Annotated in this window: 17 protein-coding genes; 7 read left to right on the top strand and 10 right to left on the bottom strand. The window is 55.5% G+C overall.

Annotated features, from left to right (window positions below):
- Positions 1 to 26: 26 nt before the first annotated feature.
- Positions 27 to 479, bottom strand: a complete 453-nt coding sequence (locus AK821_RS13410; protein ID WP_064390088.1) for an Lrp/AsnC family transcriptional regulator — start codon at positions 477 to 479, stop codon at positions 27 to 29.
- Positions 480 to 614: 135 nt separating this feature from the next.
- Here AK821_RS13410 and AK821_RS13405 point away from each other — a divergent pair, with 135 nt between their 5' ends.
- Genes AK821_RS13405 through AK821_RS13395 form a run of 3 tightly spaced genes read left to right on the top strand, consistent with a single transcriptional unit; the run spans position 615 to position 2,605 of the window.
- Positions 615 to 1,232: a LysE family translocator gene (locus tag AK821_RS13405; RefSeq protein ID WP_064390087.1), complete on the top strand. Its 618-nt coding sequence runs from the start codon at positions 615 to 617 to the stop codon at positions 1,230 to 1,232.
- A gap of 27 nt (positions 1,233 to 1,259) precedes the next feature.
- On the top strand, positions 1,260 to 2,102 hold the full coding sequence (gene panB / locus AK821_RS13400; protein WP_064390086.1) for a 3-methyl-2-oxobutanoate hydroxymethyltransferase: 843 nt from the start codon (positions 1,260 to 1,262) through the stop codon (positions 2,100 to 2,102).
- 14 nt (positions 2,103 to 2,116) lie between these two features.
- Positions 2,117 to 2,605 (top strand): MaoC family dehydratase, encoded by a 489-nt coding sequence (locus AK821_RS13395; protein WP_064390085.1) that lies wholly within the window; start codon positions 2,117 to 2,119, stop codon positions 2,603 to 2,605.
- A gap of 75 nt (positions 2,606 to 2,680) precedes the next feature.
- Here AK821_RS13395 and AK821_RS13390 read toward each other — a convergent pair whose 3' ends face one another.
- The 6 genes from AK821_RS13390 to pyk all read right to left on the bottom strand — a co-directional run bounded on the left by AK821_RS13390 (position 2,681) and on the right by pyk (position 10,520).
- Positions 2,681 to 3,397 carry a TerC family protein gene (locus AK821_RS13390; protein ID WP_064390084.1) on the bottom strand — a complete coding sequence of 239 codons (717 nt, stop codon included), beginning with the start codon at positions 3,395 to 3,397 and terminating at the stop codon, positions 2,681 to 2,683.
- 158 nt (positions 3,398 to 3,555) lie between these two features.
- The gene (gene gpmI / locus AK821_RS13385) at positions 3,556 to 5,079 is read right to left on the bottom strand and encodes a 2,3-bisphosphoglycerate-independent phosphoglycerate mutase (RefSeq protein WP_064390083.1); all 1,524 of its coding nucleotides are present in this window, start codon (positions 5,077 to 5,079) and stop codon (positions 3,556 to 3,558) included.
- Positions 5,080 to 5,087: 8 nt separating this feature from the next.
- The gene (locus AK821_RS13380; protein ID WP_064390082.1) at positions 5,088 to 6,713 is read right to left on the bottom strand and encodes an NADP-dependent glyceraldehyde-3-phosphate dehydrogenase; all 1,626 of its coding nucleotides are present in this window, start codon (positions 6,711 to 6,713) and stop codon (positions 5,088 to 5,090) included.
- An 84-nt stretch (positions 6,714 to 6,797) separates the two neighbouring features.
- Positions 6,798 to 7,589, bottom strand: coding sequence for a triose-phosphate isomerase (gene tpiA, locus AK821_RS13375; RefSeq protein WP_064390081.1), 792 nt, complete (start codon positions 7,587 to 7,589; stop codon positions 6,798 to 6,800).
- Between the two features lie 3 nt (positions 7,590 to 7,592).
- Entirely contained in the window at positions 7,593 to 8,894 is a 1,302-nt protein-coding gene (gene eno, locus AK821_RS13370; protein WP_064390080.1) for a phosphopyruvate hydratase, read from the bottom strand.
- 177 nt (positions 8,895 to 9,071) lie between these two features.
- Positions 9,072 to 10,520 carry a pyruvate kinase gene (gene pyk, locus AK821_RS13365; RefSeq protein ID WP_064390079.1) on the bottom strand — a complete coding sequence of 483 codons (1,449 nt, stop codon included), beginning with the start codon at positions 10,518 to 10,520 and terminating at the stop codon, positions 9,072 to 9,074.
- Positions 10,521 to 10,834: 314 nt separating this feature from the next.
- Between pyk and AK821_RS13360 the strand changes: the two genes are divergently transcribed.
- The 3 genes from AK821_RS13360 to otnC all read left to right on the top strand — a co-directional run bounded on the left by AK821_RS13360 (position 10,835) and on the right by otnC (position 14,202).
- Complete coding sequence (locus AK821_RS13360) at positions 10,835 to 12,457, top strand: methyl-accepting chemotaxis protein (protein ID WP_064390078.1); 1,623 nt, start codon at positions 10,835 to 10,837, stop codon at positions 12,455 to 12,457.
- A 144-nt stretch (positions 12,458 to 12,601) separates the two neighbouring features.
- Positions 12,602 to 13,567, top strand: coding sequence for a GntR family transcriptional regulator (locus AK821_RS13355; RefSeq protein WP_064390077.1), 966 nt, complete (start codon positions 12,602 to 12,604; stop codon positions 13,565 to 13,567).
- Positions 13,564 to 14,202, top strand: coding sequence for a 3-oxo-tetronate 4-phosphate decarboxylase (otnC, locus tag AK821_RS13350; protein ID WP_064390076.1), 639 nt, complete (start codon positions 13,564 to 13,566; stop codon positions 14,200 to 14,202). Before AK821_RS13355 ends, otnC begins: the two co-directional genes overlap by 4 nt.
- Before the next feature lie 57 nt (positions 14,203 to 14,259).
- Here the strand turns inward: otnC and acnA are convergent, their stop codons facing one another.
- Positions 14,260 to 16,944 carry an aconitate hydratase AcnA gene (gene acnA, locus AK821_RS13345; RefSeq protein WP_064390075.1) on the bottom strand — a complete coding sequence of 895 codons (2,685 nt, stop codon included), beginning with the start codon at positions 16,942 to 16,944 and terminating at the stop codon, positions 14,260 to 14,262.
- A 214-nt stretch (positions 16,945 to 17,158) separates the two neighbouring features.
- Here acnA and AK821_RS13340 point away from each other — a divergent pair, with 214 nt between their 5' ends.
- Positions 17,159 to 17,899, top strand: coding sequence for an ABC transporter substrate-binding protein (locus tag AK821_RS13340; RefSeq protein ID WP_064390074.1), 741 nt, complete (start codon positions 17,159 to 17,161; stop codon positions 17,897 to 17,899).
- 37 nt (positions 17,900 to 17,936) lie between these two features.
- Here AK821_RS13340 and AK821_RS13335 read toward each other — a convergent pair whose 3' ends face one another.
- Both AK821_RS13335 and AK821_RS13330 read right to left on the bottom strand, forming a co-directional pair.
- Positions 17,937 to 18,977, bottom strand: a complete 1,041-nt coding sequence (locus AK821_RS13335; protein WP_064390073.1) for an AbrB family transcriptional regulator — start codon at positions 18,975 to 18,977, stop codon at positions 17,937 to 17,939.
- The gene (locus tag AK821_RS13330) at positions 18,974 to 20,038 is read right to left on the bottom strand and encodes a lactonase family protein (RefSeq protein WP_064390072.1); all 1,065 of its coding nucleotides are present in this window, start codon (positions 20,036 to 20,038) and stop codon (positions 18,974 to 18,976) included. Before AK821_RS13330 ends, AK821_RS13335 begins: the two co-directional genes overlap by 4 nt.
- Between the last annotated feature and the right edge of the window lie 12 nt (positions 20,039 to 20,050).

The following is a 20,050-nucleotide window of genomic DNA, read 5'->3' as shown; positions in this document are numbered from 1 at the left end:
AGGACGATTTCCGGTTGAGCTTCGTACTACAGAGGCAACGGTCGATCCTGCACGACCCGCTTCATGACGAGTGTAGACGTCAATCGCTGGACGTTTGGTAAGGTCGACAGACTTTCATCGTAGAGTCGTTGAAAAGCCGGCAGGTCTTGTGTGATGACGTGAAGCAAGTAGTCTGGCTCTCCAAATAGCCGTTGAGCGTCGACTATCTGGGGAATTTCAACGAGAGCGGTTTCGAAAGCGTCAACGGCTTGCCTGTCACCCTCACGAAGCGTCGCAAACACCATGGCAGAAAAATTGAGACCCAGCGCGCCTGGGTCCAGTTGCGCCCGGTAGCCCAGCAGTACTCCCGACTCTTCCAGCGCTCGGACGCGGCGATGGCAAGGCGAAAGGCTCAGGCCGACACGTTCGGCCAGTTCAGTGACCGAGAGTCGACCATCCTTTTGTAATTCAGAAAGAATCTTTCGATCAGTCCGGTCCATTTGGAATTTTCTCCCTATTTAAGCTCTTGTTGTGGGCAAATTTGAAAGTAAATTCTAACAGCATTTCATTATTCTTCCTCGCATCCTTTTCCGGAGCAGGACGATGACCTTTCAACGAAACAAGCAGGTGGCACCATGAACCTCAGTGCGTTCATAGCCTTTTGGGCGGTGTCGATTTTGTTTGTGATAACCCCTGGCGCAGATTGGGCCTACGCTATTTCCGCCGGATTAAAAGGCCGGGTCGTCATACCCGCCATCGGCGGCCTTTTGTCCGGCCACCTGATCGCAACGATCGTCGTGGCTGCGGGTGTTGGCACGTTGGTAGCCAGCCATCCTTTTGCCTTGACGGTGCTAACGGTGGCCGGGGCGGCGTATCTACTGTGGCTTGGTATCAACATGCTCGTTCGCCCCTCTACACCGCATGCCGATGATATTCAGGCTTCAAACTCTTGGGCGCGTTGGGCGATCAAAGGGCTCTGCGTGAGCGGACTCAATCCAAAAGTATTCCTGCTGTTCCTGGCGTTACTGCCGCAATTTGCTCACGCCTCTGCGCCTTGGCCCGTACCGCTACAGATGATGGCCCTGGGGTTGGTTCATACGATCAGTTGCGGCGTGGTTTATCTTATAGTTGGTTTCGGCTCTCAGGCGGTTCTGCATACACGGCCGGCAGCGGCTATGTTCGTCAGTCGCTTCTCTGGGGCAACCATGATCATCATCGCGAGCATTCTGCTGATCGAGCAGATGCTTGGTTAATCCAAATCGTAAATCGAGACAATGATCATGAGCGATCAACCTGCTCCTTATGGCTGCACACTTAACGCGCAACCGACCAACCGAGTGCGTATCCCGCATCTGAAACGGATGAAAACCGAAGGCCGGAAATGGGCAATGCTCACTGCGTACGACATGTACAGCGCAGCCATTTTCGAAGAGGCAGGCATACCAGTTCTGCTGGTGGGGGATTCAGCCTCCAACAATGTCTACGGCAATGAGTCGACGTTAGCCATTACGGTTGATGACCTGATCCCATTGGTTCGTGCAGTCAGTCGCTCTACTCAGAGTGCGCTGGTGATTGCCGATCTACCTTTCGGCTCTTATCAGGCCTCGGCAGAGCAATGTTTTCATACCGCCGTGCGGTTTATGAAAGAAGCCGGTGCCCACGCGGTCAAACTGGAAGGTGGCATCGAGATGCTGCCTCAGGTCGAGAAGCTGACGAGGTCAGGCATACCGGTCATGGCCCACATCGGCTTCACGCCACAATTCGAACATCAATTGGGCGGCTATCGTGTCCAGGGACGCGGCGAAGATGCACAGCGCTTGATCGCAAGCGCCAAAGCGTTTGAAGCCGCAGGCGCGTTCGCAATTTTGATCGAGATGGTCCCGGGCGATGTGGGGCGGGCAATAACGGAAGCGGTTTCGATTCCGACAGTAGGCATCGGCGCGGGAAACCAGTGTGATGCACAAGTACTGGTCTGGCAGGACATGGCGGGACTTCGTACAGGTCGGCTGCCTCGCTTCGTCAAGCAGTACGCCGATCTGCGTTCAGTTCTTCACACAGCAGCACAGGATTTTGCTCGCGATGTAGAGACGGGGACCTTTCCTGGTCCCGAGCACACTTTCTAGCGTAGGGATCTGCCATGAAAAGCCCCAGAGAACGTGCAGCAGAAGGTCTACAAGTCGGAGACAGCTTTACCGTTGTTCGTTGTTTCTCAGAAGAAGACGTTCGCCAGTTCGCGCTAATTTCCCGGGACTACAACCCGGTGCACTGTGACGTTCGCTACGCGACTCTTCGCGGATTCAGGAGGCCTATTGCCCATGGCCTCCTGACCGCGAGCCTCGTCACCGAAATCGGCGGACAGATCGGTTGGTTGGCCAAGAGTATGAGTTTTGAATTCAAACAGCCGGTTTACCCAGGAGAGCAGATCACCTGTCATTGGCTTATTGCCAGCATTGATGAACGTGGTCACGCAAAAGCCGAAGTTACCGTAATCAACACACACGGAATCACGGTCATGGTGGCCACGACCGCAGGCGTTCTGCCTGGATTCGAAGAGCGTGACCGTTTAAAGCAGATGCTTTCCGACGGTGATACCACGAATGGTGCGGTATCTGCGTTGAGTTCATGATCCAGCGTTGGTCACGGAGAATTCGGCCTGAAGACCGCGCTACAGCGGGGCATCCCTGCCCCGCCCTTCATTCGTCTACGCAGCCTTCAACGTTCTGAAGCGAATGTTTAAGGCCTCGACGGCCAGCGAGAATGCCATTGCAAAATACACATAGCCCTTTGGTACATGCTGTCCCATTGCATCGGCAATCAGTACAACACCTACGACAATCAAGAATGCCAAGGCGAGCATTTTCAGGCTCGGATGCTTGTCGATGAACGCGCTGATCGCCCCTGCCGCCAGCATCATGATCAGCACCGCAACAACGATCGCAGCCACCATCACCGGCACATGGGAAACCATGCCGACCGCGGTGATAACCGAGTCCAGCGAGAAGACAATATCAATAATCGCAATCTGAATGATGGTGCTCAAAAAGCCAGCTCCCTTTTTACCGAACTCTGACTCTCCTTCTTCGCCACCTTCCAGCTCCTGGAAAATTTCGCTGCTGCTTTTCCACAGCAGGAACAGTCCGCCGAAAAACAGTATCAGGTCACGACCGGAAACGCCCTGATCGAACACGTGAAACAGGTCAGTAGTCAACTGCATAATCCACGTGATGGACAGCAGCAAAAGAATGCGAGTAACCATGGCCAGCGCCAGGCCGAAGAAACGAGTTTTGGGCTGCATCGCCTTGGGCATGCGGCTGACCAAAATCGAAATCATGATGATGTTGTCGATCCCCAACACAATTTCCAGCACTGTCAGGGTAAAAAACGCGATCCAGATTTCTGGATTGAAAAACCATTCCATAACTTCAAAACTCTCGATTGCTCAGAAAAAAAGGCATCACCAAAATCGGCGATGCCCGGGTGCTCAAATGAGCGAGTCGTGGTAAGCCGCATCGCCTCGACGGGGGCGACCAAACCAATCGTCGGTACGGCGATGCACTGATGGCACCTGACAGCCAATCAGACGGTTAGAAGCGAGCCGCCACCCATCTCGGACGGAACAGGCAAACTCAACATCTGTAACAGGGTTGGAGCGATATCGCACAAGCGACCATTCTTGAGCCCGCCTCGACCAGGCTGCTCACTGACTAGAATCAACGGCACGGGATTCAAGGTGTGCGCCGTGTGCGCCTGGCCGGATTCCGCGTCGAGCATTTGTTCGACATTGCCGTGGTCGGCAGTGATCAGGCATTCACCACCGGCATCGAGAGTGGCCTCAACGACCCGACGCAGGCATTCATCGAGCACTTCAACCGCCCTGACTGCAGCGTCGAAAGAGCCTGTGTGTCCCACCATATCGCCGTTGGCATAGTTGCAAACAATCAGGTCGAACGTGCCACCAGCGATGGCGTTGACCAGCTTGTCAGTCAACAAAGGTGCGCTCATCTCAGGCTGCAGATCGTAGGAGGCCACATCGGGCGACGGAATCAGGATCCGCTCTTCGCCCTCAAAAGGCTGCTCCCTGCCGCCGTTGAAAAAGAATGTTACGTGGGCGTACTTCTCGGTTTCAGCAATGCGCAATTGCGTCTTGCCTAGACTGGCCAGATGCTCCCCCAAGCTGTTGTGAATGGTTTCAGGCGGGAACGCGCACAAGCAATCCAACGATTCGGAATACTGAGTCAAGGTCAGGAAGCGATCCTTGCCCACTACAAAGGGGCGCTCGAACGCCCCGAAATCCGGCTGGATAAATGCTTGGGTCAACTCTCGCGCCCGATCAGGGCGAAAGTTCATGAAAATCATCGCGTCATCGGCACCGACACTGATGGATTCTCCGATGGAGGTGGGTTTGACGAACTCATCCGACTCCCCCCGTTCGTAGGCGGCTAACAATGCATCAGAAGCCGTTTCGGCCTGGTGTTCGGCTTTACCGGCAACAATCAGACGGTAGGCCGATTCGACCCGCGGCCAGCGGTTGTCTCGATCCATTGCGTAGTAGCGACCCACCAGCGAAACAATCCGTCCAGCGCCGAAACGATCGAACGCGCGTTCCAGAGACTCTAGCGAAGCTGAAGCGCTCTTGGGTGGCGTGTCTCGGCCATCAAGAAAGCCATGCACATAGACCTTCTCGATCCCATGTTCAATCAGGCAACCACAAGCGGCAATAATCTGATCGATATGGCCATGCACACCGCCCGGAGACAGAAGCCCCATCACGTGCACAGCGCCATCGCGACGCTTCACACCTTGGAGCAGCGTCTGCAATGCCGGGTTTTGTGAAAAATCGCCGTCTGCGAGTGCTTTATCAATTCGGGTCAGGCTCTGGTACACCACCCGCCCCGCGCCGAGGTTCATGTGGCCAACCTCGGAGTTCCCCATCTGACCTTCGGGCAGTCCAACAGCAAGACCTGACGTCGCGATCTCGCTGTGGGCGAAACGCTTGAGCAGCGCATCAAACGTCGGCTTTTTTGCTGCGGCGAAAGCATTCGATTCAGTAGCCTGCCGAATACCGACACCATCAAGAATAATCAAAGAGCGCGTAGTCATCGTGCCCCCTAGAAGATGTAGTCAGTGGTCAAGAAGCTCGACTCACGATTGCGAATGATGTCGCTGACCAGCTCCTTGTTACTTTCCTGGAACTTGGTGGCGACGAGCGTGCGAATGGAGAACACGCGCAAGGCGTCATGAACGGACAGTGTCCCTTCGGCAGAGTTTTTGCGACCGTTGAAAGGAAAGCTGTCTGGGCCGCGCTGGCATTGCGCGTTGATGTTGATGCGCCCCACCTGATTGGCAAAGGCATCGACCAAACGACCCACTTGCGCGGAATCCTTGCCGAAGATACTGAGCTGCTGGCCGAAATCGGAATCGAGGACGTATTCGATGACTGTTTCCAGATCACGGTAAACCACCACAGGTACAACCGGACCGAACTGTTCTTCGTGGTACACACGCATGTCAAAAGTCACCGGGTACAGCACCGCAGGGTAGAAAAACGTCTCACAGACTTCTCCCCCGCCGGCGTTGACGACTTTGGCACCTTTGCTGACAGCATCGGCCACAAGTCCGGTCAGAAAATCAGTCTTGCCTGGTTCTGGTAGCGGGGTTAAAGAGACACCCGTCTCCCACGGCATACCCGGTTTCAGCTGGGCCAGCTTCGCCTGGAATTTGTCGAGGAAAGCGTCAACGACGTTCTCATGAACGAACAGGATTTTCAGCGCAGTACAGCGTTGCCCGTTAAACGACAACGAGCCGGTAACAGCCTCGGAAACGGCGTTATCCAAATCGACATCGGGAAGGATGATGCCAGGATTTTTCGCGTCCAGACCCAGCGCGGCACGCAGACGGTGCGGCTTAGGGTGCAGCTTTTTCAGGTCGCTGGCAGCCTTGTTGGTGCCAATGAACGCAAAAACATCGATCTTGCCGCTCGCCATCAAGGCACTGACGGTTTCCCGGCCGCTGCCGTAGATGATGTTGATAACCCCGGCCGGGAAGCTGTCGCGGAATGCTTCAAGCAAAGGCCGTATCAGTAACACACCGAATTTTGCCGGTTTGAATACGACGGTATTACCCATGATCAACGCCGGGATCAAGGTCGTGAATGTCTCGTTCAGCGGATAATTGTAAGGCCCCATGCACAGCGTTACGCCCAATGGAACGCGGCGGATTTGACCCAGAGTGTCTTGTTCAAGCTCGAAACGACTGGATCGGCGATCCAGCTCCTTGAGGGCGTTGATGGTGTCGACGATGTAATCGCAGGTGCGGTCGAACTCTTTCTCCGAGTCTTTGAGATTCTTGCCGATCTCCCACATCAACAACTTCACGACCGCTTCGCGTTGTTCACGCATGCGGTTCAGGAACGACTCAACATGGCGAATACGCTCGACAACGCGCAGTGTGGGCCACACACCCTGTCCGCGATCGTAGGCCTGCACCGCGGCATCCAGCGCAGTCATCGCCGTTTGCGCGTCCAGTAGCGGCGTACTGCCCAAAATCACGGACTCGTAACCTGATTCTTTTTTCAGGCATACAGGACTGCGGACGGGAGCGAGTGCGCCGTCCCACAACCGCAGCTCGCCATTAACCAGATACTCGCGCTGCTCAATGGAAGGTCCTGGACGAAACGCAGCAGGGATTTCGTCTGCGCTCGGGAAGAGAGTTTCAAGTCGGTTGTTCAACGTCATTTTTATACCTCTGTGCACACTGTTCAGTGCCGGGAGAGAAAGAACCGGGCACGCTTTGCTTTGCACGTTCAAATAGAATTCAGATCACACGAGTTCGGCAGCCGGCGCCGTTTGCGCCGCCCAGCAGATGGCAGCAAAGGACATCGCATCCAGCGAAGCTCCGCCGATCAGGCCACCATCGATGTCCACTTGATCAAACAATTGCTTGGCGTTATCGGCCTTCACGCTCCCGCCGTACAGAATCCGGCAATCGACGGCGGCCGCGCGATCATGCTCAGCCAGCCACTTGCGGATGTGCCGATGAACAGCTTGCGCCTGCTCTGGCGTCGCGGTTTCGCCAGTACCAATGGCCCATACGGGCTCATAGGCAATCACCCCCTTGACCAGGTCCTGAATGCCCACTGCCTTCAGAACTGCACTCAATTGTTGGGTGACGATTGCCTCAGTTTCACCGCCCTGTCGTTGAGCAAGTGTTTCACCCACACACAACACCGGGATGAGTCCGGCGCGAAGCGCGGTAGCGAATTTCTTTGCCACAAGTTCATCGTCTTCTGCATAAAGCGCACGGCGCTCAGAATGCCCGACCAGAACATAGCGGCAACCAATATCCTGTAGCATCGAAGCGCTGACTTCGCCGGTATGTGCGCCTGACAGGTGGCTGCTGAGATTCTGTGCACCCAGCGCGACATCAGAATCATCCAGCAGATCGGCTACGGTCGTCAGGTAGGGAAACGGTGGACAAATCGCCGTATCAACACTTTCAAAGCGCGAAACCACCGGTAACAAGCCGCGCAACAATGAAGCGTTGGCAGTACTGCTTCCATTCATTTTCCAGTTGCCAATTACCAGTTTTCTTTTGTATGAAGTGGTCTGCATTATTCAAGCCTTCCTGTTCAACAGCGCGGCAGAGTCATAGGGCGCTCGCCCTTGCAACGCCTCTTCAATACGCAGCAAACGGTTGTATTTGCCCACCCGATCCGAGCGACTCAGTGAGCCGGTCTTGATCTGTCCGGCACAGGTTGCGACGGCAAGGTCAGCAATGGTGGTGTCCTCGGTTTCTCCCGAACGGTGAGAAATGACCGCGGTGTAGCCTGCGTCTTGCGCCATACGAATGGCGTCGAGCGTTTCGCTGAGAGTGCCGATCTGGTTGAACTTGATCAGAATCGAATTACCAATCCCTTTCTGAATGCCCTCACGCAGAATTTTGGTGTTGGTCACAAACAAGTCGTCACCCACCAGTTGCACGTGGCCGAGTTTCTGGGTCAAACCCGCCCAGCCTTCCCAGTCGCTTTCATCCATCCCGTCTTCTATGGAAATGATCGGGTACTTGTCGCAAAGCATCGCCAGGTAATCGGCAAAGCCTTGCGAACTGAACGTCTGGTCTTCCCCGGACAGTACATATTGACCGTCTTCGTAAAACTCGGAGGCTGCGCAATCAAGCGCCAGAGTAATTTCCTTGCCCAGCTCGTAACCCGCTCGACTTACCGCTTCCTTGATAACAATCAGTGCTTCTTCATTGGAAGCAAGTGAGGGAGCAAACCCACCTTCGTCCCCGACCGCGGTACTCAGGCCACGCTCGGACAAAACCTTCTTCAAGGAATGGAACACCTCCGCGCCCATGCGCAGGCCTTCACGGAACGACGAGGCGCCGACCGGCTGGATCATGAACTCCTGGATATCGATGTTGTTATCGGCGTGTTCACCGCCGTTGATGATGTTCATCATCGGAACCGGCATGCTGAACTTACCCGGCGATCCGTAAAGCGCCGCCAAGTGTTCGTACAATGGAATATGCTGAACCTCGGCTGCCGCTTTGGCGGTAGCCAGGGAGACAGCGAGGATCGCGTTGGCCCCCAGGATGCTCTTGCTCTCGGTACCATCAAGGGCAATCATCGCGTTGTCGATTTCGCGCTGATTCAACGCGTCTAGTCCGATCAAGCATTCACGGATCGGGTTGTTCACGTTTTCGACCGCACGCATCACGCCTTTGCCCATGTAACGCGAAGCGTTGTCGCGCAGTTCGAGTGCTTCACGTGAACCGGTAGACGCACCCGACGGAACACTGGCGGTGGCACTGACCCCACAATTGAGCGTCACAACCGCTTCGACAGTCGGGTTTCCACGCGAGTCCAGAATTTCACGGGCAGTGATTTGTTGGATACGGCTGTTCTTGTTAAGCATGATTTGTCCCCTTCGTGTGATTCACTGCCGTTGTCTCTTGGCCTTGCGTACCGAACAATTCCTGCTGCTCGGCATACTGCGCCCGAAAATCGAAATCCCGAGGCCATGATGCAAAGTCGTGTTCTTCAACGACTTTGTGCTCAGTAGAATTCGTCTCACTCATCAGAGCATCCTCAATCAGCGGATCGCTTCGCCTACGCATACGACTCGAAGGGAGTTGGTGCCACCTTGAGCGTTGGCGTAATCGCCTTTGGTGATCAGCACGTGATCACCGGCCTTCACCACACCGCGTCGGGTCAACTCTTCAACCGCTTTCTCGTTCACCAATTCCGGGGCGAAATCGTCGCTGTCAAACGGAATGGTCGCGACCCCACGGAACAATGTGACCCGATTCTGCGTAGCCAGATTGCGAGAGAAGGCAAAAATCGGAAGGTGCGAACGAATGCGGGACATCAAGCGAGGAGTGTCGCCGCTTTCCGTCATGCAGATGATGGCTTTGACACCGTGCAGGTGGTTGGCCGCGTACATGGCGGACATAGCAATGGACTCGTCGATTTTGTGGAACACCTGGTCGACGCGATGTTTGGAACGATGGGATTGAGGATGCTTTTCTGCGCCGATGATGATCCGGTGCATGGCCTCGATCGTTTCGATGGGATAGGCACCCGCCGCGGTTTCGGCGGAGAGCATCACGGCGTCGGTGCCGTCAAGCACTGCGTTGGCAACGTCGAACACTTCTGCACGAGTCGGCATTGACTGCGTGATCATCGACTCCATCATCTGAGTGGCGGTGATCACCACACGATTAAGCGTGCGGGCACGTTCGATAATCAGCTTTTGAACGGCGACCAGTTCCGCGTCACCAATTTCCACCCCCAGGTCACCCCGGGCGACCATCACGCCCTCAGACGCTTCAATGATCTCATCGAGAATTCGCAGGTCATTGACGGTTTCTGCGCGTTCAATCTTGGCAATCAGGCCGGCCTGCCCTCCCGCCTCCTGCATCAGGTGACGAGCGTGGTGCATATCCGAGGCGTCGCGCGGGAACGAGACAGCCAGGTAATCCACCTGCATGTGTGCAGCCGTCTTGATATCGGCGAAATCTTTTTCGGTCAGCGCCGATGCCGACAGTCCACCGCCTTTGCGATTGATCCCCTTGTTGTTGGACAGCGGTCCGCTAATCAGGACTTCGCAGATCAATTGCGTCGCTTCGACTTTCAGAACCTTCAACTCGATTCGTCCGTCATCGAGTAACAGAATGTCGTCTGGGCGGCTGTCTGTGATCAAGGCCTCGTAGTCGATTCCGACCCGCTGATTGTCCCCGGCATTTTTATCCAGCGCAGCGTCGAGAATGAATTGCTGCCCCTTCTCGAGAACGACTTTCCCTTGCGCAAACCGTGCGATGCGAATTTTAGGACCTTGCAGATCGGCCAGTACTGCCACGAAACGTCCATGTTTGGCAGCCAGCTCACGCACCAGCCGGGCACGAGCCATGTGATCTTCAGCCTTCCCATGGGAAAAGTTCAGGCGCACGACATCAACGCCCGCCTTCACCAACCCCTCGAGGGCTTCGAATGATTCTGTTGCTGGCCCCAATGTGGCCACGATCTTGGTTCTGCGCTGCATGACAGATGCTTCCTCAAACAGGGTTTTATTATTGAATGCAAGGAAATCTGGACGTTGCTTATGGTTATTAGCGTGCAAATAACCAATCGGAGCAGAGCAATCCCATGAATTGCTCAAACTGCCAGTGATCTAAAAGACGCTATTTCGCCCAGCATTTATGAATAAGCTGTTCATCGCGAAGATTTTTGCTCTCAAAAACGCGTAAAAAATCTTGGCACATTGACACACCAAAATGCAATGCTATTTTAGTCAACACAAATACATGAACCCGGCCAAGCCCCGGATCGTTCTACTCTGCCGAAGGTAAATTGATCATGCTGCCTAGACACCTCTCCATTGCCAGTCGAATGGTTCTCGGGTTTGTCATCATTGCTGCGCTAAGCGTCGCCCTAGGTGTATTCGCGCTCCGTCAGATTGACGAAGTACAGAACCAATCAATCGAGATCAAAGACAATTGGCTTCAACGGGTTCGCGCTCTAGGGGCCGCAAACGCAGCGCTGAACCGATACCGAATGGGATCGATGCAGCACATTCTTTCGATCAGTGAAAAAGACATGCAGTCCTACGAGGACAAAACCGGCGGTCGATTGCGCCAGGTTCGTGAACAGATGCATACCTATGCGCAACTGCTGAGTAGTGACGAGGATAAAGGCCGCTTGAGCGCGTTTAACTCCAGCCTCGACGTGTATGCAAAAAATCACCTTCAGTTGCTTGCGCTCTCTCGCCAAGGTGACAAGGCCGCGGCTCGGGAGTTTCTGATGACTATCAGAGACTCCTACGATCAGATGACCAAGAACTTCGACGACCTCATCGACCGAGCAAATCAGGGCGCAGAACTTGCAGGTGATGAGTCGACGGCGGCATATCATCGCTCTGTCAAAGGCGTGGCTCTCGTCATCATCCTGGTGGGCATCGGCACCGTTCTGGTGGCGTGGCTGCTGACTCGCAGTATTACTGCACCGCTGAATGTGGCTGTAAAAGTAGCCAGAACAATTGCCCAAGGCGATCTCAGTCAGCCTATTGAACCCTCGGGCAATGATGAGGCCACCCGTTTGCTCGAATCCCTGGCGACAATGCAGAGCAATCTGATCAAGACGTTGGGGCAGATTTCAGGCTCATCCCGGCAATTGACCACTGCCACCGCTCAGCTCAATACAGTCACAGAGGCTTCCGGCCAGGACATTCAGCAACAACACGCAGAGATTGAGCAGGCCGCCACTGCCGTAACCGAAATGACGGCCGCCATTGAGGAGGTCGCCCGTAATGCGCTCTCTACTTCCGAGCTGTCCGTGGTCTCACGGGACATTGCGCTCAAAGGGCAGCAACGCATGGTTGAAACATTGGGCGCCATCGAGACGCTCACTCGCGACGTGCAACTCAGCTCGCAACAAATCGAAAGCCTGGCAGAACAGGCGCAGGGTATCGGCAAGGTGTTGGACGTGATCCGTACGATCGCCGAACAAACCAACCTGTTGGCACTCAACGCTGCGATTGAAGCGGCTCGCGCGGGCGATGCGGGGAGAGGTTTTGCCGTTGTCGCAGACGAGGTGCGCGCCCTCGCCCACCGCACGGCGCAATCGACCCGGGAGATCGAAGAGATGATCGGTGGCATCCAAAACGGAACCGACACTGCCGTTTCGACCATGCTCAGCAGCAGCGAAAATACCCGTCTCACGCTGACACTGGCCCAGTCCACACAAAGCGCATTGGCCGAAATTGTTGCGGCCAACGACGACATCAATCAACGCAACCTGATGATCACAACTGCCACAGAGGAGCAGGCGCACGTTGCTCGTTCAGTGGATCGCAACCTGCTTAATATTCGCGATCTGTCCGTACAGTCGGCCACGGGTTCTCAGCAAACCACAGATGCATCGGTGTCACTCGGACATCTCGCTATAGAGCTCAACAGCATGGTGAGCCACTTCAAAATGTAACCCATGCAATTTTTTGCATAATGCCACGTTAAAAAGTAGTCAACGGCGACGAAACCTGTTCGAATCAAGCCATGCTGCATTCGCTCTCACTCGCCACTACTGCGGAAAGTGATCGTCGCCACTCTATTCGTAAGTGATCAAAATATGGCCTCAAGTGCCCTCGTACTACGCATCGCCGCTGAAATCCGGCAGAAAATCCAGACAGGCAAGCTGCCCCTGGGTGCTCATCTGAGCGCACAAAAAGTCGCCGACGAGTTCAACGTCTCCCGCTCCCCTGCACGCGAAGCGCTGGTGCTGCTCTCCGAGCAAAACATTCTCGAGCAGCTGCCAAATCGTGGGTTCTTTGTGCTGGAGCTCGTGCAGGATCCGTCGCAAATTCACGATGAGGTACTTCCGCTTGAAGAGCCGGACGAATACTACCGACTCTCGGAAGACTGGCTGAACAATGCAATCCCCAACGAAGTGACAGAGCAGTTTCTGCGCACTCGCTACAACCTGACAAAGGCCCAGGTCATAGACATTCTCAACCGCGCGGCAAAAGTCGGTTGGGCCGAGCCCAAACCGGGTTATGGCTGGCGCTTCCTGGACGTGGCGAAAACACCGGAAACTCTCGAACAGATCTACAAGGTGCGCTCGTTGATCGAACCGGCAGCGCTGCTGGAACCGACCTACCATCACGACCTGAGCAAGCTCCAGCGCTTGAAAAAAGAGCAGCAGGACATGCTCAACGGCGGCATTGATAACCTGCCGGCTGATGTGCTGCTCAAAAATGGTATTCGCTTCCACGAAGAGCTCATCAAGCTCTCCGGCAACCCGCTTTATCACATGATCCTGGTCCAGATGAACAACATGAGGCGTTTGATCGAGTATCGCTCGATGATCGACCGCAAGCGCCTTTTTAAACAGTGCGCCGAACACATCCGGATGATCGAACTGGTGGAGCAAGGCAACAACCTTGAAGCCGCGCATCTCATGAAACAGCACTTGAGTGGATCCTTCGCTCACAAATCGCCGATTCTGAAATTAAGACCCGAATCCGCCGAAGCCAATCTTTCACTTTCCGGCATCGGCACTGGCCTCACATCACTTATCGAGGAGAGTACAAGTTGAGCACCGAAGAACAATTGCGCGAAGAAATCTGCACCGTCGGAAAAAGCCTGTACGAACGCGGTTATACCGTGGGTAGCGCAGGCAATATCAGTGCACGCCTGGAAGATGGCTGGTTGATCACCCCCACCGACGCCTGCCTGGGAAGATTGAAGCCGGAAGAAATCGCGAAAGTCAGCAAAGACGGCACTTGGGTATCCGGCAACAAGCCTTCGAAAACCCTGGAGCTGCATCGTCAGGTATACGACCGCAACCCGGAAGTGAATGGTGTAGTGCACACGCATTCGACGTCGCTCGTGGCCCTGACGCTCGCTGGCGTCTGGAACGAAGACGACATCCTTCCTCCACTGACGCCTTACCAAATCATGAAAGTCGGCCACATCCCGTTGATCGCCTATCAGCGCCCCGGTTCTCCTGACGTCGCGGCACAAGTTGCGCAATTGGCCAACAATGTCCGCGGCGTCATGTTGGAACGGCTAGGCCCAGTGGTTTGGGAGAGTTCGGTGTCGAAAGCCAGCTTTGCACTGGAGGAGCTTGAGGAGACGGCGAAGCTCTGGATGATGAGCAATCCGAAGCCTGCACCGCTAAGTGAAGACGCAATTGAAGACCTGCGCCGAGTGTTCTCCGTTAAGTGGTGAAACCCAAGAGAGTGGCTTCCGAACACGAGCTAGCATGTGTTCGAAAGCCCTCCGCGTTCACACCGAAGCGTTCGCAACAACCTTTCGCACGACGTAGGGCAAAATTCCCCCCTCCTTCAAGTACAGAATCTCCTGTTGCGAATCGAGTTGCAGAACCAACGGCACCGAGGTCTGTTGCCCGTCTGCACGATTGATCATCAAGCGGACCGCATTTGCTCCCACCTGCATCGTCTCCAGACCGTTGAAGTCCAGTGTCTCATCCCCTTTTAACTGCAAGTTCGTCGCGTCGACGCCTGCCGCAAACGTAATGGGCAAGATGCCCATGCCGATCAGATTGCTACGATGGATACGCTCAAAACTCTGCGCGACGACAGCCTGGACGCCCAAGGTGGCTTGCGCCTTGGCTGCCCAGTCACGACTGGAGCCCGCTCCATAGTTGAACCCGGCGAAGATCACCAGCGGCACGTCCTTGGCAACGTAGCTCAGAGCTGCGTCGTAAACGCGCTGGATCGAACCGTGAAAAGCCGTTGCAAAACCGCCCTCTCCCGGCTGTTGCTCCAATAGCCGATTCTTCACTGCTCGATTCACGAATGCACCGCGCATCATCACTTCGTGGTTGCTGCGGCGGGTCGAGTATTGATTGAGATCGTTCGGGTTTTCGCCGCGCTCGATCAACCACTGTCCAGCCTGGCTTTCGAGTGGAATCGCACTGGCCGGCGAAATGTGGTCAGTGGTGACGTTGTCGCCCAGCACCATCAAAGTTCTTGCACTATGAATCGACAACTCGGGTGAAGCTTCGGCCTTGACGTTTTGCAGGTAGATGGGGCGGCGTAGGTAAGTCGAATTCGGCGCCCAAGGAAACTGCACGCTGCCACTCGCTGACAGTGCCTGCCAGTGATGAGTGCCATCCCATAGCATCGCGTTACGCTGGCGGAACAAATCCGGGTGAACGGTCTGACTGACCAGTGCCTGAATCTGCTCTTCACTGGGCATCAGTTCATGCAGGTACACATCGTTGCCTGCCGCATCCTGTCCTAACGGTTCAGTCTGGATATCCATATTGATGGTGCCTACCAACGCATAAGCCACGACCAGCGCCGGCGATGCCAGATAGCCGACCTGTACGCGAGGATTGACTCGCCCCTCGAAATTGCGATTACCCGACAGCACCACCACGGTTTTGAGGCCCTGGTCCGAAAAGCGCTCCATGTGTTCTTCGAGACTGCCGGAGTTACCGATGCAGGTCATGCAGCCAAACCCGGCGAGATCGAACCCCAAGGCCGAGAAGTCGCTCAGCAGATCGGCCTTTTCCAGATAGTCCGCGACTACGCGCGAGCCGGGCGACAGAGATGTCTTGACCCAGGGTTTACTGCGCAAACCGCGACGCTGAGCGTTGCGGGCCAGCAATCCCGCCTGGATCATCTGGCTCGGGTTTGCAGTGTTGGTGCAACTGGTGATCGCCGCCAGGGAGATGGCGCCATGGGTCAGTGCCTGGCCAAACGAAGGTTCGAAGTATTCGGCTTCAGCGTCCGAAGAACGCGCTATTACACCCTCCCGCTTACCCAGAATTTCCTGGCGGAAGGACGGCGCCGCATCAGCCAGCTTGCGCCACTGATGCGGCTGATGAGGCCCGGCAACACTTGGCTCGATGGCCGCAAGATCCAACTCGATCAGGTCATCGAAATGCGGGTCGGGCAGTGAGTCGTGGCGCCACAGGCCCTGTGCTTCGAGGTAAGTTTCAATACGCGCAATGGTGTCTTCGCTACGCCCGGTCAGATGCATGTACTCCATCGTGCTGTCGTCGAACGGGAAGAACACTACCGTGGCGCCATACTCAGGTGCCATGTTAGAGAGCGTGCCTCGCGCCGCCCAACTGAGCTTCGACAGGCCAGGACCGCAGAACTCAACGAACTTGCCCACCACACCCTTCGCACGCAATATTTGCGTGATGCGCAATGCCAGATCGGTGGCCGTCACACCAGGCTGCAGTTCATTGCTCAAACGAATGCCAACAACTTCAGGAAAGCTGATCGGCACCGGCTCGCCGAGCATGGCAGCCTGTCCCTCCAGCCCACCCACACCCCAGCCCAGAACGCCGATGGCGTTGATCATCGGCGTGTGGCTGTCGGGTGCTACGATATCGTCAGGATGCAGCAGTGGCTGGCCCTCGGCCGTCTGGCTTTCCCCTACAACGGTCGCCAGCGACTCCATGTTGACCTGGTGAATGATCCCGGTACCGGGCGGAACCACCTTGAAATTGGTCAGACTCTTCTGCGCCCACTTGATGAATTCGTAGCGTTCGGAGTTGCGGCGGTAGTCGATGTCCAGGTTCTTCTCCACGGCATCCGCTTCGGCGTAGCGCTCGACAATCACCGAATGGTCAATGACCAGCACCGCAGGAATCATCGGGTTCATGGTTTCCGGTGCGCCACCCATTTCCGCCACCATGTCGCGCATACCGGCAAAGTCAGCAAGCGCCGGCAGGCAGGTCGTGTCGTGGAACATCAGCCGGTTGGGGTAAAAAGGCACTTCGCAGGCCGGCGCCCCTTGGCGTATGCATGCGATGAAATTGTCCAGCGACGCCGGTGAGCACCGTGCCACATTCTCCAGCAGAATACGGATCGAATAGGGCAAGCCAATGAGCTCGTCCGGGGTGAGTATCTTGCGCAGATCCACGTAGGCGTAACGGGTGTCGCCCACTTGAAGATGACTTTGATGACGTGCGTCGATGGTTGAAATCATGGGCTTATCGTTCACCGGTTGTGTGCGTGCGCAAACGACTCTATATGGTCGTTCAGTTGAACCCAGCGTAACCAAAGGCCGAGCCGGAGAAAATTGAACAATGAGCAAGTCATCGTTCGCCAACGGAGAACGTAGCTTTGATGAGTCTGAAATTGTCAGGTCTTGCTCACTTCCCTACTCTCAGGGGCGACAACAACCTCCATGGAGATCCTTTATGCTCGCCCCTACCGCAAAAGTCCTTGAAGAGCTTGCCCCGACTGGCGTGCTCAAAGCTGCCATCAACTTCGGCAATCCGGTGCTTGCCCAGCGCAATGCCGAAACGGGCCAACCTCAAGGTGTATCTGTCAGCCTGGCGGTGGAACTGGGCAAGCACCTGGGCGTTCCTGTGGAGTTCATCACCTACGACGCTGCGGGAAAAGTGTTCGAGGCTTTGGCACAAAATCAGTGGAACATTGCATTCCTGGCCATCGAACCTGTGCGTGAAGCTCAAGTCGCCTTCAGTGAACCGTACGTGATTATCGAAGGTACCTATCTGGTCAAGGAAAGCTCCCCATTCCGCAAGATGGAAGATCTGGATCAACCCAACGTGCGGATCGCCGTGGGTAAGGGTGCAGCTTATGACCTGTACCTGAGCCGGACCCAACAACACGCAACCCTGGTTCGCGCGCCAACCTCTGCCGGAGCGGTGGACTTGTTTCTCGATGAGAACCTGGATGCGGCGGCGGGCGTGCGTCAACCGCTGTTCAAGGTCGCCGAGGCCAACAAGGAACTGCGCGTCCTGGATGGTTACTTCACATCAATTCGTCAGGCAATGGGCGTTCCCGTGCGATTCGCCGCGGGTGCGGCGTATGTCAGAGCATTCCTGGAAGAACAGAAAGCCAACGGTTTCGTTAGCAGGGCACTTGCCGCAAGCGGCCAAAGTGACGTCACGGTTGCCCCGCTTCAAGTCAATTGAAGCCGCTGCGATGAGGGGTTGAAACGCACTTGCCTGCTCAGCGGCGAAGGCGTTTCAACCAGATTTTATGCACCGGCTCAGCGCAGAGCATCACCACTATCAAGCGCATGATCTGCATTGCCGTAACGATGCCGACGCCCAGGTTCAAGGCTTCGGCCGTCAGGTACATTTCCGTACTGCTGCCCGGCATCATGCCCAGTGCCAGCGTCATCAAAGGAAAGCCCAGCAGATAAGCGATTCCGAGTGCCAGCAACAAGGTGCAAACAATCATGCTCAAGGTGAACACCGAAACCTTGATCAGGAATGTCGGTGAGGCTTTGAAGAACTGCCGATCAAAGTAGCCTCCGAGCGCGCAACCGATCATGAGCTGACCGTAATGGCTCAGCTCAACGGGTAATGCAGTCTGCAGATTGAAGGTGGCAGTAAATAGCGCGCACAGCGCCATCGGGCCGAACATCCAAGGGTTCGGCAACTTGTACCGTTTCCAGATAATCGCTGTCAGTGCCCCGCCGAACAATAATGGCAGCAGCCAATACCAATCACTGGGCAATCGGGCATGAACCACCGATGGAGAGATTTTCGAGCTGAAAAACATCGCGGGTGGAACACAAAGAACAATCAGCACGAGCCGAACACTGTGGGCTGCAGCGATCTGACTGACGTTGGCCTTATGCCTGATCCCCGATTGAATCATCTCTGCGAAGTTCGCAGGCATGAAGGCGAAAAAGGCAGTTGTCAGATCCATGCCTCGACGCCGCATGAACTCGATACCAAGCAAGGCAAGCAACAAGGTCAGAAATGCCGCGAACAGCATCATCGCGAAATGCCCCAGAATCTGCTCCAGCACCGCGGGTGTGAAATGCAGGCCGATGGATGTCGCAATCATCCATTGCCCGGTCAATCGACCATTGGGGATCTCCCCTACCCGCCAGCCGAGACATCGCACCAGAATAACCGCCAACATCGATCCAATGATCCAGGGCAGAGGCCAGTTCAGGTAACTGGCAATCAGTGCGCCGGCCACTCCAACCAGCGGTGTCGCCCACCACAATCCCATTGAGGTGAAAAACGCTCTCATACGTTGGCGCCACCAAAGACCATACACACTGGACTCCCTGTCTCAATTACCTCACCCGTTGGGGTCAAGCTGCCAGTCGTTGGGTCAACACTGAAAACCACGATCGTGTCGCTGTCCTCGTTGGCCACATACATGCATCCGCCGTCGGGCGACAAAGCGAAAAATCGAGGAGTAAGGCCTTGCGTTGGCGTCGCTAATTCGAACCTCAGCCAGCCCGATTGGGGATCAATGCTGAAGCACGCAATGCTGTCGCTTCCCCGGTTGGAGGCGTAGAGGAAGCGCCCGGCCTTATCGACTTCGATCTCTGCGGCCGTGCTGTCACCGGTGAAAGAATCCGGCAGCGCAGAGAGCACCTGCTGCGGCTGCAGCTCACCGCTTTCGCTGTTGAAGCGATAGGTTGCGACGGTCGAGTCGAGCTCATTCACCGAGTAGACAACGGGTAATCCCGGATGAAAAGCCACATGCCGCGGCCCGGCTCCTTTGCGGGTGGCAACAGATGGCCAGGCTGTCGGGAGCAGCTTGCCCGACAATGAGTCGAATCGGTAAGTGAAGATCCGGTCGAGACCTTTATCCGGTACGACGACTAGATTTCCACTGGGGTCGAATGGATTGAAATGCGGTTTCGGGCCTTTTTGTTCAATTCGATGGGGTCCGATCGGCCCTTGCGTCATCACTTGATCGCAGAGTTCGCCGAGTTCCCCCGAATCGAGAATCGGTAAAACAACAACAGAACCACTGTAATGGTTGCTCACCACCAGGAAGGTGCCGTCCGGTGAAATCGCCAAATGTGCGGGATTGTGGCCGTGGGTACTTTGGCTATTGAGATAGCGCAGCGTGCCATTGGCGCCGATGCTAAATGCGCTGGCCTGATCCGTATCACCATGGACGCAGTACAGGAAATTCTCCTGTTTACTGATCGCAAGAAATGATGGGTTTACCAATCCATCAACCAACTGCACATGAGACAGGCGCCCGGTCTTTGAGTCGACGCTGTAGACGTTGATCCCGTTGCCACGGGCATTCCTTTCAAGGGTGGTACGACAGCCTACGTAAATGAACATGAAGTCATCTCA

This window comes from Pseudomonas sp. RIT-PI-r, assembly GCF_001297015.1.
Taxonomy (GTDB): Bacteria; Pseudomonadota; Gammaproteobacteria; order Pseudomonadales; family Pseudomonadaceae; genus Aquipseudomonas.
This window is presented reverse-complemented; position numbering and strand designations above follow the sequence as displayed.

Coding starts and splice junctions, on each gene's coding strand:
- AK821_RS13410 (WP_064390088.1), bottom strand. CDS start 479: ATGGACCGGACTGATCGAAAGATTCTTTCTGAATTACAAAAGGATGGT.
- AK821_RS13405 (WP_064390087.1), top strand. CDS start 615: ATGAACCTCAGTGCGTTCATAGCCTTTTGGGCGGTGTCGATTTTGTTT.
- panB (WP_064390086.1), top strand. CDS start 1,260: ATGAGCGATCAACCTGCTCCTTATGGCTGCACACTTAACGCGCAACCG.
- AK821_RS13395 (WP_064390085.1), top strand. CDS start 2,117: ATGAAAAGCCCCAGAGAACGTGCAGCAGAAGGTCTACAAGTCGGAGAC.
- AK821_RS13390 (WP_064390084.1), bottom strand. CDS start 3,397: ATGGAATGGTTTTTCAATCCAGAAATCTGGATCGCGTTTTTTACCCTG.
- gpmI (WP_064390083.1), bottom strand. CDS start 5,079: ATGACTACGCGCTCTTTGATTATTCTTGATGGTGTCGGTATTCGGCAG.
- AK821_RS13380 (WP_064390082.1), bottom strand. CDS start 6,713: ATGACGTTGAACAACCGACTTGAAACTCTCTTCCCGAGCGCAGACGAA.
- tpiA (WP_064390081.1), bottom strand. CDS start 7,589: ATGCAGACCACTTCATACAAAAGAAAACTGGTAATTGGCAACTGGAAA.
- eno (WP_064390080.1), bottom strand. CDS start 8,894: ATGCTTAACAAGAACAGCCGTATCCAACAAATCACTGCCCGTGAAATT.
- pyk (WP_064390079.1), bottom strand. CDS start 10,520: ATGCAGCGCAGAACCAAGATCGTGGCCACATTGGGGCCAGCAACAGAA.
- AK821_RS13360 (WP_064390078.1), top strand. CDS start 10,835: ATGCTGCCTAGACACCTCTCCATTGCCAGTCGAATGGTTCTCGGGTTT.
- AK821_RS13355 (WP_064390077.1), top strand. CDS start 12,602: ATGGCCTCAAGTGCCCTCGTACTACGCATCGCCGCTGAAATCCGGCAG.
- acnA (WP_064390075.1), bottom strand. CDS start 16,944: ATGATTTCAACCATCGACGCACGTCATCAAAGTCATCTTCAAGTGGGC.
- AK821_RS13340 (WP_064390074.1), top strand. CDS start 17,159: ATGCTCGCCCCTACCGCAAAAGTCCTTGAAGAGCTTGCCCCGACTGGC.
- AK821_RS13335 (WP_064390073.1), bottom strand. CDS start 18,977: ATGAGAGCGTTTTTCACCTCAATGGGATTGTGGTGGGCGACACCGCTG.
- AK821_RS13330 (WP_064390072.1), bottom strand. CDS start 20,038: ATGTTCATTTACGTAGGCTGTCGTACCACCCTTGAAAGGAATGCCCGT.